Origin of the sequence: Kitasatospora sp. NPDC058063 (assembly GCF_042885395.1) — a bacterium.
Lineage (GTDB): Bacteria > Actinomycetota > Actinomycetes > Streptomycetales > Streptomycetaceae > Kitasatospora > Kitasatospora lactacystinica.
In genome coordinates this window covers 321299-333924 of the sequence record NZ_JBHVSD010000004.1, presented here as the reverse complement: position 1 = coordinate 333924, position 12626 = coordinate 321299, and the positions used below count along the sequence as shown (strand labels likewise).

10 protein-coding genes are annotated in these 12626 nt (G+C 73.5%); 4 read left to right on the top strand and 6 right to left on the bottom strand.

What is annotated here, in order from left to right; translation table 11 throughout:
- Positions 1-2 precede the first annotated feature (2 nt).
- Both ACFVUY_RS09410 and ACFVUY_RS09405 read left to right on the top strand, forming a co-directional pair.
- On the top strand, positions 3-1667 hold the full coding sequence (locus tag ACFVUY_RS09410; RefSeq protein WP_387728759.1) for a phytoene desaturase family protein: 1665 nt from the start codon (positions 3-5) through the stop codon (positions 1665-1667).
- A complete protein-coding gene (locus ACFVUY_RS09405; RefSeq protein WP_387686593.1) occupies positions 1664-2719 on the top strand; it encodes a zinc-binding dehydrogenase in 1056 nt (351 codons plus the stop codon). Before ACFVUY_RS09410 ends, ACFVUY_RS09405 begins: the two co-directional genes overlap by 4 nt.
- Before the next feature lie 79 nt (positions 2720-2798).
- Here the strand turns inward: ACFVUY_RS09405 and ACFVUY_RS09400 are convergent, their stop codons facing one another.
- From ACFVUY_RS09400 to ACFVUY_RS09390, 3 genes are all read right to left on the bottom strand, one after another.
- The gene (locus ACFVUY_RS09400) at positions 2799-4184 is read right to left on the bottom strand and encodes a hypothetical protein (RefSeq protein WP_387686591.1); all 1386 of its coding nucleotides are present in this window, start codon (positions 4182-4184) and stop codon (positions 2799-2801) included.
- 140 nt (positions 4185-4324) lie between these two features.
- The gene (locus tag ACFVUY_RS09395; RefSeq protein WP_387728546.1) at positions 4325-5542 is read right to left on the bottom strand and encodes a pyridoxal-phosphate dependent enzyme; all 1218 of its coding nucleotides are present in this window, start codon (positions 5540-5542) and stop codon (positions 4325-4327) included.
- Between the two features lie 102 nt (positions 5543-5644).
- Positions 5645-6196 (bottom strand): YceI family protein, encoded by a 552-nt coding sequence (locus ACFVUY_RS09390; RefSeq protein WP_387686867.1) that lies wholly within the window; start codon positions 6194-6196, stop codon positions 5645-5647.
- Positions 6197-6371: 175 nt separating this feature from the next.
- Here ACFVUY_RS09390 and ACFVUY_RS09385 point away from each other — a divergent pair, with 175 nt between their 5' ends.
- The gene (locus tag ACFVUY_RS09385) at positions 6372-6683 is read left to right on the top strand and encodes a hypothetical protein (protein ID WP_387686587.1); all 312 of its coding nucleotides are present in this window, start codon (positions 6372-6374) and stop codon (positions 6681-6683) included.
- 42 nt (positions 6684-6725) lie between these two features.
- Here the strand turns inward: ACFVUY_RS09385 and ACFVUY_RS09380 are convergent, their stop codons facing one another.
- Complete coding sequence (locus tag ACFVUY_RS09380; protein WP_387728544.1) at positions 6726-9542, bottom strand: penicillin acylase family protein; 2817 nt, start codon at positions 9540-9542, stop codon at positions 6726-6728.
- A 324-nt stretch (positions 9543-9866) separates the two neighbouring features.
- Positions 9867-10880 carry a zinc-binding dehydrogenase gene (locus tag ACFVUY_RS09375; RefSeq protein WP_387728542.1) on the bottom strand — a complete coding sequence of 338 codons (1014 nt, stop codon included), beginning with the start codon at positions 10878-10880 and terminating at the stop codon, positions 9867-9869.
- A gap of 99 nt (positions 10881-10979) precedes the next feature.
- Here ACFVUY_RS09375 and ACFVUY_RS09370 point away from each other — a divergent pair, with 99 nt between their 5' ends.
- Positions 10980-11642 (top strand): TetR/AcrR family transcriptional regulator, encoded by a 663-nt coding sequence (locus tag ACFVUY_RS09370; protein WP_387686581.1) that lies wholly within the window; start codon positions 10980-10982, stop codon positions 11640-11642.
- Between the two features lie 107 nt (positions 11643-11749).
- Here the strand turns inward: ACFVUY_RS09370 and ACFVUY_RS09365 are convergent, their stop codons facing one another.
- Positions 11750-12436, bottom strand: coding sequence for a macro domain-containing protein (locus ACFVUY_RS09365; RefSeq protein ID WP_387686578.1), 687 nt, complete (start codon positions 12434-12436; stop codon positions 11750-11752).
- Positions 12437-12626: the final 190 nt, after the last annotated feature.

The following is a 12626-nucleotide window of genomic DNA, read 5'->3' as shown; positions in this document are numbered from 1 at the left end:
GCATGGTCATCATCGGCGGAGGGCTCGGTGGCCTGTCCACCGGCTGCTTCGCGCGGATGAACGGCTACCGCACCCGGATCCTGGAGATGCACGAGATCCCCGGCGGCTGCTGCACCGGCTGGGACCGCGGGGAGTTCACCTTCGACTGCTGCATCAGCTGGCTGCTGGGCAGCGGCCCGGGCAACGAGATGCACCAGATCTGGCTCGAACTCGGCGCGCTGCAGGGCAAGCGGATGCGCAACTTCGACGTCTTCAACGTGGTGCGCACCCGGGACGGCGGGGCGGTCTACTTCTACTCCGACCCCGACCGGCTGGAGGCCCACCTGCTGGAACTGGCCCCGGAGGACGCCCGGCAGATCCGGCAGTTCTGCGCGGGGCTGCGCAAGTTCCGTCTGGCGCTGGCCCGTTACCCCTTCCTCAAACCGGTCGGGCTGATGGGCCGGTGGGAGCGGACGCGGATGCTCGCCTCCTTCCTGCCGTACTTCAACGTGATCCGGCGCTCGATCACGGTGCTGATGAGCGACTACTCGGCGAAGTTCAGGAGCCCGCTGCTGCGCGAGGCCTTCAACTTCATCCTGTACGAGAAGCACCCCAACTTCCCGGTGCTGCCCAACTACTTCCAGCTCGCCTGCCACGCCGGCCAGTCGGCCGGGGTGCCGGAGGGCGGCTCGCTGGGGCTGGCCAACTCGATCGAGCAGCGCTACCTGCGGCTGGGCGGCGAGATCACGTACAACACCAAGGTGACCGAGGTCCTGATCGAGGGCGACCGGGCGGTGGGGGTGCGGCTGAGCGACGGCCAGGAGGTGCGGGCCGACATCGTGGTGGCCGCCTGCGACGGCCGGACCACCATGATGGACCTGCTCAAGGGCCGCTACCTGAGCGACACCTACCGCCGGCTGTACACCCAGACCATCACCGAGCCGGGCATGGTCTTCCCCGGCTACGTCACCGTCTTCCTCGGCCTGCGCCGGCCCTTCCCGGCCGGGGACCCGTGCACCACCTACCTGCTGGAGGACGAGGTCGCCGAACGGCTCACCGGCATCCGGCACCCGAGCATCAATGTCCAGTTCCGCAGCCGCCACTACCCGGAGCTGTCGCCCGCCGACTCCACCGTGGTGTACGCCAGCTACTTCTGCGACATCGAACCCTGGCGGGAGCTGAGCACCGGGCCGGAGCAGGAGCCCCGGGTGCGGCGCGGCGAGGAACTGCACACCCTGCCGGTCGGCCGGGGACGGGAGTACCAGCGGCAGAAACGCCGGGTGCGCGACGCCATCGTCGAGTTCCTGGACGGCCACCACCCCGGGCTCCGGGAGGCGGTGGCCGTCAAGGACGTCTCCACCCCGCTCACCCAGGTCCGCTACACCGGCAACTACAACGGGACGGTGCTGGGCTGGCAGCCCTTCGTGGAGAGCGGCGAGACGCTGGAGGAGGAGGTAAAGCGCAACGGCCCGGGGCTGCCCGGCCTGGCGAACTTCTACCTCTCCGGGGTCTGGGCGACCACCGGCGGACTGATCCGGGCGGCGGCGGCCGGCCGGCACGTCGTCCAGTTCATCTGCCGGGACGACGGCAAGCCCTTCACCGCGGAGGTGGACGACAGCGCACCGCTGCCCACCGTGCTCATCGAACCGGTCGGCCCCACCGACCGCCAGTTTGGAGTCACCTCGTGAGGATCGAGAAGTGGGTCGTCGGGGAGCACGTGGACGGCGTGCCGGACGTCGAGCGGATGTACCGGAAGGTCGTGGAGGAACTGGACGTCCGGCTCGCCCCGGACGAGATGCTGCTGCGCACCCGGTACGTCTCGGTCGACCCCTACCTCCAGGGCATCGCGCTGGACACGCCGATCGGCGACCACATGGGCGCGGACTCGATCATGGAGGTGCTGGACGCCGGGCCCGCCGCGCGCTTCGCGGCGGGCGACCTGGTGCAGGGCTTCGGCGGCTGGCGCAGCCACCTGGTCAGCAACGGCGCGCCCAGGCTCTGGCAGACCGGGACGTTCCCGATGGTCTTCCCGGCCTTCCGTCGGCTGGACCCGGCCGACTACGACGAGGACCTGCCGCTGTCCACCGCGCTCGGCATCCTGGGCGGGCCCGGGATGACGGCCTGGGCGACGGTCGAGAAGTTCCTGGACGTGCGCCCCGGGTCGACGGTGCTGGTCGGCGGCGCCTCCGGGGCGGTCGGCTCGCTGGTCGGGCAGCTGGCCAAGCACCGGGGCGCACGGGTGATCGGGACCACGGCGTCGCCGGAGAAGACGGCGGGGCTGTGGGAGCTGGGCTTCGACGGGGTGCTGCTGTACCGCGACGGCGACGCGCCGGAGCGGCTGGAGAAGGAGCTGGCCGAGCTGGCCCCGGGGGGCATCGACCGCTACTTCGACAGCCTCGGCGGGACGCTGACCGACGTGGTCTTCGGGATGCTCGCGGTGGAGAGCCGGGTGGCCGTCTGCTGGCAGTGGGGGAGCCAGGTCGGCGGGGACTGGGCGGGGCCGCGGCTGCTGCCGATGATCATGTTCCCGCGCACCACGATCCGGGGCATCTTCTCGCTGGAGTGGTTCACCGAGGAGAACTGGGCCGCCCTGCGGCGGGATCTCGGGGCGCTGGTCCGCAGCGGGGAACTGACCTACCAGGAGACCGTGCACCAGGGGTTCGACAGCATCCCGGCGGCCTACCGCGGCCTCTACCGGGACCGGTCGGCGAGCAAGGGGAAGGTGCTGGTCGAACTCTGAGCGTGTTCGTTTCCAGGATGCCCGCGGGCCCTTCGGCGGATGTGCCGAAGGGCCCTGGCGCGCGGCCGGTCCGGGACGGTCAGTTCAGGGTGAACCAGGTGCTGCGGGACTTCTTCCACTCGGGGTGGGTGAGGTCCTTGGCGGCGGTGGCGTCGTTGTAGAGGTCGGCGGAGCCGTCGTCGGTGATCAGCTGGGCGCGGGCGCCGGGGGCGTCCAGGTCCGGGACGTCCGGGACGGCCTCCCAGGCGCCGTAGTCGCTGGTCGGCAGGTCGATCAGCTTGGTCGGGGCGGAGCCGGGCTGACCGTTCCAGCGGTAGAGCGCGTACGGGGCGGAGTTGTCCTCGGCGGCCCAGGAACCGGCCACGATCAGGTACTGGCCGAGGTCGTTGCGCCGGATGTCGCGGACGGACAGCCCGCCGAGGTCCAGCTCGATCGGGTCGCCGAAGGTCGCGTGGGCGGCCGAACCGTTGAGCAGGGACGGGAGGTTGGTGACCGGGACGAGCAGCGCCCGGCCGCCGGTGACGGCCGGGGTGAGCGGCGCGCGGAAGCCGACGTAGGCGGTGCTGGTGCTGCCGGGGGCGAACTCCAGGCCCTCGACGTTGAACCCGTCGATCTGCTTGGGCGCCTGGCCGTCGGCGGCGCCGGCCGCGAAGCCGTAGCGCTTGCCGTGGGCGTTGTCCCAGCCGATCAGGTCGTCGCGCAGGCCGTCGTAGGAGCCGGCCAGGGACAGCTGGGTGTCGGCGCCGGAGCCGGTGACGGTGGTGGTGAAGACGGTGTGCCGGTCGGGCTTGACCACGCCGTCCTTGTTGTTGCCCAGCGAGCCGGTCCAGTAGATGGTGTTCCCGACCCGGGTGGCGGCCTCGATGTCGATCTCCTTGGAGACGCCGAGGGCCGAGCTGAAGTCCCAGGTGCGGATCGGCGCACCGGAGTTGTTGCGGTCGTACAGGCGCAGGGTGTTGGACTCGTCGTCGCCGACCACGATGTAGCCGCCGCCCGCGTCCACGGCGGCCGAGGCGTCGCTGGAGCCGGTCAGGTAGCGGCTGGTGGCGGAGGACTGCACGGCGGGGGAGGCCGCGTAGTGCAGGGTGCGGGTGGCGCTCTTGCCGCCGAGGCCGGTGACCTTGACGGTGAGGTCGGCGTAGCCCACGCCCTGGGCGGCGACCGCCAGGGTGCGGGTGCCGCCGGTGCCGGTCACCGTGACGTCGCCGGTGCGGGCCACGGAGCTGCGGGTGGTGGCCGAGGCGGCGACGGTCAGCGCCGAGGCCGCGGCGCCGGACTGGGCGACCGTCACGGTCACGGTCGGGTCGCCGGTGGCGCCGACCGCGCCGGACAGGTATCCGGCCGAGAAGGTGATCGTCGGGGTGCCGTACGAGACCGCGCCGGCCGGGAGGGCGGGCAGGGCGAGCACGGGCACCGCCGCGACGGCGACGGCGAGCGGCAGCAGGCGGCGGAGGGAACGCGACACGGTGGCTACCCTTCGGCAGGTGACGGGAGTTGACGGAGAGTGCAAGCCTGCTGGCGCTCGGCGAACACCGACCCTACGGCGACCCTACGAGCGTGGGCGGGCGGGCGAACAGCGGGCCTCGCGGCGGTGAAGGACCGGGCTCAGCCGGTGATGCCGGCCGCGCGCAGGCGGCGGGCGACCGCCTCCCAGTCGGGGGCGACCGGCTCGGTCCGACCGGTGCCGACGCCCTTGTCCTTGAACCCGCTGGAGGTCGAGACGCAGACCACCGGGCCCTTGGCGAGGTCCGGCTCGCCGAGGCTGCGCAGCCCCGCCAGGCCGGCCGCCGAGGACAGCTCCGTCCAGAGCCCGGCCCGGGCCAGCTCCCGCTGGGCGTCGGCGAGTTGAGTGTCGTCCAGGGTCAGTGCCCGGCCGCCGCTCTCCCGGACGGCGAGCACGCCACGGTAGCCGCTGACCGGGGAGGCGATCGAGTACGCGTCGCTCGGGCCGACCGTCACCCGGGCGGCCGGCAGGCCCTCGGCGATCGCCAGGGCGAGCGGCCCGGAGGCGGCCGTCTCGCAGGAGTGGATGCGCGGAACGCGGTCGGTCAGGCCCAGCCGGCGCAGCTCGGTGAAGCCCTTCCAGACGCCGAACAGCAGCTCGCCGTAGCCGGTCGGGACGAACACCGCGCTCGGCAGGCCGACGTCCTGGAAGATCTCGTACGCGACGGTCTTGTAGCCCTCGGGGCCGTACGCGTGCCCGGTGTGGGTGGTGGTCAGGTTGCTGACCGGGTGCAGGCCCAGCCGGTCGACCACCTGGCGCAGCAGCGGCCAGCGGGCCTCCCACGGCACCGGGAGCACCACCGCGCCGTAGGCGTTGAGGAAGGCGTCGACGTTCGGCGGCAGGTCCGGGCCGGTGAACACCACGCAGCGCAGTCCGGCGCGGGCGGCGTAGGCGGCCGCCGAGGCGCCGTGGTTGCCGGAGGAGGCGACCGCGAGGCCCGGCGCGCCGACGCCCACGGCCGCGCTGGTGGTACAGCGGTTCAGCCGGTCCTTGTGGCTCCACGTGGGGTTGCGGGACTCGTCCTTGACGTACACCCCGGGCTCGATCTCCACCGTCGGGGTGGCGCCCTCGCCCAGACCCGGTGCGAGCAGCGGGGGCAGCAGCGGGGCCCAGCGCTCCAGGCCGCCGCGCACCGGGGCGGGGGCGAACAGGCCCGCCGGGTCGGCCTTGTCGTAGGCGTAGTCGACCTCGACGGGGTAGGAGACGTCCTCGGTTCCGGTGCGCGGGCAGCCGGCGGTGAGCGGGGGCCAGAGCGGGTAGTCGAGGGCGGGGTCGCCGAGGGAGCGCTGGCCGGTCGCGAGGGAGTCTTCTGTTGGCATGCCAGGAGACTAGCCGGGCGGCCGCCGCGCGGTCCGGCGGTTGGCGGGCCGCGGCGGGAACCCGTTCGCGGGGGTACCGGTTCCGGCCGTTCGGGGGAGGAGTCAGCCCTGCCGGATCGCCGAGATGTCGAACTCCAGGACGACCTTGTCGCCGACCAGGACGCCGCCGCCCTCCAGCGCCGCGTTCCAGGTGACGCCGTACTCCTTGCGGCTGATGGTGACCGAGCCCTCCAGGCCCACCCGCAGGTTGCCGTACGGGTCGACGGCGTTGCCGGTGTACTCGAAGTCGATGGTGACCGGGCGGGTGGTGTCCTTGATGGTCAGGTCCCCGGTGACCCGGTAGTCGGTGTCGGAGCGCACTTCGACCGCGGTGGAGCGGAAGGTGATGTCGGGGAAGTTCGGCGCGTCCAGGAAGTCGTTGGTGCGCAGGTGCTGGTCGCGCTGCTCCACGCCGGTGTCGATGCTCTCGGCCTTGATCACCACCTGGCCGGAGGAACTGGACGGGTCGCCGCCGTCGAGGTGGGCGGTGCCCTCGAAGCGGTGGAACGCGCCGCGGACCTTGGTCACCATGGCGTGGCGGGCGACGAAGCCGATCCGGGTGTGGGTGGGATCGAGGACGTAGTCGCCGGTGAGCTCGGCGAGGTTGGCGGTCATGGTCGGCATGCCTCCTGGTGCGGGGCCCGGGTCTCGGCCCGGGGGTGGTCGGGCGGTCCCCGGACCACGCTAGGGGCAGTTCCCGCGGGCCGCGCGTCGGGTCGGGTCTGAGTGGCGGGCGGGGTGGGAAGGCTCGCGGAGTACACCGGAGGAGCGAAGGGACGAGGGGGTCGCGATGGACAGTGGCGTACGGGCGATGGTCGACGCGGTGGACGAGGCGCGGCGGCAGCTGCGGGAGAACGCGCTGCCGAAGGCGCGGGACAGCAGCCGGGAGAGGGTTCCGGAGAAGGAGGAGGCGGCTCTGCTGGGGGCGCTCGCCGGGCTGATGGAGTCCATCGTCGAGCTGGCCGAAGCCGCCTCGGACCGGATGACCACGGGTGACAGCCGGGAGACGTATATCAAGGCGGTCCGGCGGCTGCGGGTCCAGCCCCGGTACCTGCGCGAGGACACGGCGGCGGTCGTGAAGCGGGTGGGCGCGGCGGAGTGACCGGCGGCCGGTGCCCCTCGCCGGGGGCACCGGCCGCTTCGCTCAGCGGTGGCTCGGGAACTGGACCACCTGCTGGTAGGTCGGGCGGTTCTGCCAGGTGGTCTTGGCGTCCGTCACGCCGCCCAGCGGACGCTGGATGATCGTGTCGGCGCACCACTGGTCACCGGCCGAGCAGTCCGCGTCGCCCGGGTAGACCTGGGCGGAGGTCCGGGCGGCGGCCTGCTTCAGGGTGTCCAGCAGGACGGTCCGGCAGGCCGCGAGGTCGCCCCCGCCGCAGAACGGCCGGGCCAGCGGGCCGGCCACCTGGTCGCCGAGGACGGCGCGCAGGTCCTTGTCCAGATAGCTCCACCAGCCGTACTGGAAGGCCGAACCCTTGTGCGGGATGGCCTCGTTGGCGCTCACCGGGCCGGTGGCCGAGCCGGTCTGCCCGCCCGAGGGGGACTCGTTGATCTGGAGGGCGCCGGTCAGCGCGCCGAACAGCGGGTCACCGAGGCCCGGCCGCATGACGCCCTCGGCGACCAGTGGCCACCAGGCGTCCATCACCCGGATCGCGGTGGCGTCCGCGTAGCCGTGGCTGCCCGCCGAAGTCTCCCTCCGCTGGCCGCCGTTGGCGAGCCAGGCCTCCAGCTGCTGCAGGGCGGTGAGGGCGGCCTGGTCGGTGACGGGCGCGCTGCGCAGCACGCGGATCAGGTCGGGCAGCACGTCCTCGGCCCGCAGGTCGGCCAGGGCGGCGCTCTCCATCGCCTGGGTGAGCGAGACCCGGCTCGCCCTGCCGCCGTTCCTGAGCAGGGACTTGACCCGGTCGTCCAGCAGGTTGCCGCGGTGCACCGAGCCGTTGCCGAAACCGGCCGAGGTGAAGCCGTTCGCCTGCTTGTTGTTCCAGGAGATGTAGTAGTCCTGGTTGACGGACTGTGGGTGCTCGGCCGCCGGGGTGTACCGGGCGGTGTTGGCGACCGGGTCGAAGTCGGCCCACTCGTAGGCGGGTTGGGCCTGGACGGGCAGGCCCGGGTCCACCCCGGGGGCGCGGACCGGGTTGTTGCCGGAGTTGTAGTACGCGATGTCGCGCGAGTCGGCGTAGAACCAGTTGAAGGTGTAGTTGATGTCCTGCGCGGCCCGCTGGAAGCCCGCCGCGCCCTGCACCGCGCCCGGGTCGTTCAGCTCCTGGAAGCCGATGATGGAGTCGGCCTCGTGCCGGTAGGTGGAGCGCAGCGAGGTGAAGGCGACGGGCGCGCCGCCGACGGTGCCGCGGGCGCTGACCAGGCCGTACCTGGAGCGGTACATCACCAGGGTGTAGGAGCCGGCCGGGGTGGAGTCGGCGGTGGTGGGTTTCCACGCGTTCTTGCGTTCCAGCCGGTCGAAGGGCAGGCACTGGCCGTGCCACAGGTAGGAGTTGGCGGCGGTGGTGACCGGGGAGCCGTCGGTGGTGCAGAGCGGGACGGCGTAGGTGTCGGTGATGTCCTGACCGGCGGAGGTCGCGCTCCAGGCGTAGTCCTGGCCGCGGCCGAGCTGCACGTAGAAGCTCAGGCCGGCGAAGGCGGCGCCGCGCGCGCTGATCCCGGGGCCCTGGATCTCCTCCAGCATCAGCAGCTGCGGGGCGAAGTAGCCGGTCTGCGGGCCGAACACGGCCACCGGGTGGCCGTCGTCGGTGTGCGCGCCGGAGACCAGCAGGGCGTTGGACATTCCGTGCTTGGCGGTCAGCAGGTTTCCGGGCAGGACGCCGTTCGCCTCGGTGGTGGCGGAGTTGCCCGAGCCGGTGGCGTCGTAGACGACCCGCTCGGGCACCACCGAGCCGGGGTCCGGCAGCGCCGTGCCCTGCGGCTGGTCCGGGACGGTCGCGTACGGGAAGCTCTGCCCGTCGTGCAGGGTCTGGACGGCCTCCGGGTCGTCCGCCTCGCGCAGCGACGTCCAGACCGCGTCCCCGGCGTCCTTGCCGTACCGGGCCTCGGCGGCCGACTTGACCTGGGCGGAGGCCAGTTCGCCTCCGCCGCCGGAGCCGAACAGCGCGCCGACCACGGAGGCGAGGGCCACCAGGTCGGTCAGCTTGAACGGCTCGATCGAGCCGGCGTTGGTGATCGGGTCGATGTGCCCGGTGAGGTCGTACTCGCCGGGGAAGGTGCGGGCGTTGTAGGACTCCTTGGCGTACTGGTTGATGCCGTCGAGGTAGGCGTTGGCGTCGGCGAGCGCCTGGGTGGCCCGGCCGCCGCGGGCGGCGATGGCGTCGATCTGCTGCTGCAGTTCCGCCTCGGTATACGGCGCGGCCTGCCAGAAGGTCTGCTCCAGCTGGCGGTTGGCGGCGGCGCCGCCCGCGAAGCCGGACAGCTGGCCGCGGCCGACGTGCCGGAAGAGGTCCATCACCCAGAGGCGGTCCTGGGCGGCGGCGTAGCCCGCGCCGAACTCGGTGCCGTAGCGGGTGGTCCCGGAGATGTGCGGGACGCCGGTGGCCTTGTCGCGCACGATGGTGACGTCCGGGCGCGGGCTGGTGGTGCTCGCCACCTGGTCGGCGGGGACGCCGAAGGAGGCGTCGTTGAAGAAGTCGCGCAGCTTGGCCTCGGTCAGGCCGGGGTAGCCGGAGGCGAGGGCGGCGTAGGGGCCGAGCTGGTCGTCGGTGTGCGCGGGGCGGGTGCCGAAGGCCCGGTTGAGCAGGATGTCGGCGAGGGTGGCGTTGCCGTTCTCGCCGGGCGGCAGGATGTCGGCGCAGTGGCCGCCGCAGTAGTCGTTGGCGGCGGCGGTCACCGCCGGGGTGGGGGCGGCGGTGGCGGTGGGGCCGGTGGTCAGGGCGGCGGTGACGAGCAGGGCCGAGGCGAGGGCGGCGGCCGGGAGTCGGAGGGAGCGGGGGCGGGGGCGCTGGCGTGAACGCAAGGCGGACTCCTCCGTCGAAGTCTCACGGAAGAGTCGACGGTAGGGGTGCTACTGGCCGGTTGGCTAGTGGCGTGCATGCCATTTTCTATGCGGGGGCGCGGAGTTGGGGCGTTTGGGCAGCGGGGTCGGGGTGTGGGCTGTGGGTTGCGGGGTCGAGGTGCGGGGTCGGGTGCGGGGGCGTGCTGTCCCGGGAGTCGGCCGAGGTGGCGGCGGCGGTGCCGGGCCCGGTGCCGCGGGTCCCGGCGGTGGAGCGGCCGGGGAAACGGCGGCGCCGCACCCGCCGGGCTCAGTCCGGAGGTGCGGCGCCGGGTCGGCGGGGCCGGGTCAGGGCTTGAGCACCAGGCGGATCGGGTTGCCCTCCTTGCGCTCCAGCGCCTCGACCGCGCGGGCCGCCTCGGCCAGCGGGAAGGTGCCGCTCACCGAGCGGGAGAAGTCGAGCCGGCCGCCGCGGACCAGGTTGACCAGGTCGACGACGTCCTGGCCCTCGGAGCCGTAGTGGCCGCGGATCTGCTGGCGCAGGTAGCTGACCAGGGTGCCGTTGGTGACGGTCAGCGGCTTGTCGGTGAGGCCGACCAGCACCAGGCGGCCGTGCTCGCCCAGGGTGGCCATGGCCTGCTCGCGCACCGGGGCGACCCCGGCGAAGTCGAAGGCGACGGACAGCGGGCGACCGCCGGTGGCCTCGCGCAGCAGCTGGGCGAACGCGGGGTCGGCCGGGTCGAGGGCGGCGTCGGCGCCGAAGGCCAGGGCGCGCTCACGGGCGGCCGGCAGCGGGTCGACGGCCACGATCGGGAAGGCGCCGATGGCCCGCAGCAGCTGCACGCCGTGGGCGCCGAGGCCGCCGACGCCCCAGACGCCGACCGCCTCGGCGGGCCGCACGGCGCCGGTGGCGGTGATGGCGGCCCAGGGGGTGGAGACCGCGTCGGGGATGAAGCAGGCCTGCTCGAAGGGGAGTTCGTCCGGTATGGGCACCAGGGTGGTGGCGGTGGCGAGCGCGTAATCGGCCCAGCCGCCGTCGTAGTCCACGCCGCGGGTGTGCACGACGCCGTCGCGGTTCTCGCCGGCCTGCAGCAGCACCCGGTCGCCGACGGCCGCGGTGGTCACGCCCTCGCCGAGGGTGTGCACGGTGCCCGCGACCTCGTGGCCGAGGGTGACCTTGTCGCCCTTGAGGAAGAGCGGCTTGAGCATGCCCTCGATCAGGTGGACGTCGGAGAGGCAGACGCCGGCGGCCTCGACCTTGATCAGCACCTCGCCCGGACCGGGCACCGGGACGGGGACCTCCTCCACGGCGAAGGCGCCCTTGGCGACGTCGAGCCGGCCGGCGAGCATCGTGGCGGTCATCGGGACTTCCCTTCTCGCGGGGGCGGCGGGCAGGGGGAGTGTCCGCCGCTCCGGAAGTTACTTGTTATCCAACAAGCAAGTTCACCGTAGCATGGTGGCATGTCTACGCACGATGAGGGCCGAACCGGCGGACCCGGGACGCTCCGGGAGGCGCCCGCGCGCCGCACCCAGGCCGAACGGCGGGCCCGGGCCGAGTCCGCGCTGATCGCCGCCGCCGCCCGGCTGATCGCCGAGCACGGCAGCACCGGGGTCACGCTGGCCGGGGTGGGGGAGGAGGCGGGCTTCAGCCGGGGCCTGGCCACCCACTACTTCGGGTCGAAGGCCGCACTGCTCGCCCGGCTCCAGGAGGCGGCGCTGGCCGAGGCGATGGCGGCGGCCGCGCCGGAGCGCAGCGGGGCGGGCGCGGTGGACGAGCTGTGCGGGTTCGCGCGCGGCTGCCTGGAGGGCGTGCGCAACCCGACCGACCTGGGCCGGGCCTTCGTGGTGCTGGGCGCGGAGGCGCTCGCCGGGGCCTCGGAGCTGACCACCGCGGTGGCGGAGCTGGACGCCCGGACCCGGGAATGGGCGGCCGAGGTGGTCGGGCAGGGGCAGCGGGAGGGCGAGCTGCGCCCCGGCGTGGACCCGGGCGCCTTCGCGCTGGCCTTCGTGGGGCTGCTCAAGGGGCTGGTGGTGCAGGCCGCGGCCGCTCCGAAGGCCTTCGACGTGGGGCTGGCGGTCGCCGAGTCCGAGCGCTGGATCCGGCTGGCGCTCACGGCGGGCTGAGGGCGCGCGGGCTGGGCGTCCGGCCGGGGTGAGCAGGGCGGGGGGCGCCGCCGCCCTGCGGCCGTGGGGCGGTGGGCGGCGGTACGGGTGGCCGCTCCGGGGCGGGGTCAGGCCCGGCGGGCGGGCGAACCGCGGCGTGCGGGCGGCACGATGCGCACCCGCTCGGTGGCGGGCGCCTTTTCGAGGTCGTCCAACTGGGCGAGGACGGTGGCGCGCAGGTCGTCGTCGTCCTCGAAGTGGTGGTCGTTGAAGAGGGTGTAGCCGGACCACATCAGGTTGGCGCAGACCCGGGGCGGGACCTTGCCCGTCGCGGCGCCCATGCCGACCAGGGCGACGGACCGGATCGAGCCCGGCCGCAGCCGGTTCTGCCGGTGGACGGCCTGGAACGCGGCGGCGCAGGCCAGGGCCACGTTCAAGGTCTCGCTGACGTTCTGCGAGGAGGTCCGCATGGTCGGGGCCGATATCAGGAACGCCGGGTTGACGGCACCGGACGGGACGCAGACCGCGCTGCCGACCGGGAGGCTGCCGGCGTGCTGGTCGCGGATCGCCTTCTGGACCCGCAGCTGGATGCCCGCGCCCAGGTGGCGCTTGATCGCGGCGTCCGTTCCGCCGTCCATCCGGCCGCGGGAGTTGGTGGGGCTGACCCAGGCGTCCGCCTTCGCGGTGAGCAGCGAGGCGTGCCGGATGTCGATCCCGGGGACGTCGGCGAAGGCCGCCCGCCAGGACTCCACGACCGTGGCGTTGAGGTCGGTCAGCACCACCTTGAGCGGCGGCTCGGTGCGGTCCGTGGTCATGCTGGGCTCCTGTCGGTCGGGGGTGCCCGGTGGGCCGGTTCCTTGGTGACACCGACGAAGCTAGCGCCCGGCACTGACAATCCGTCCGGGCCCCGTCGGCACCCCGTCGGCACCTCGCCCGCGCCGGTCGGCGGCCGTTCGGCGCGGGCCGGATTGTCGGACCCTGCTGGTAGGACTGTGGTGTCCGCCA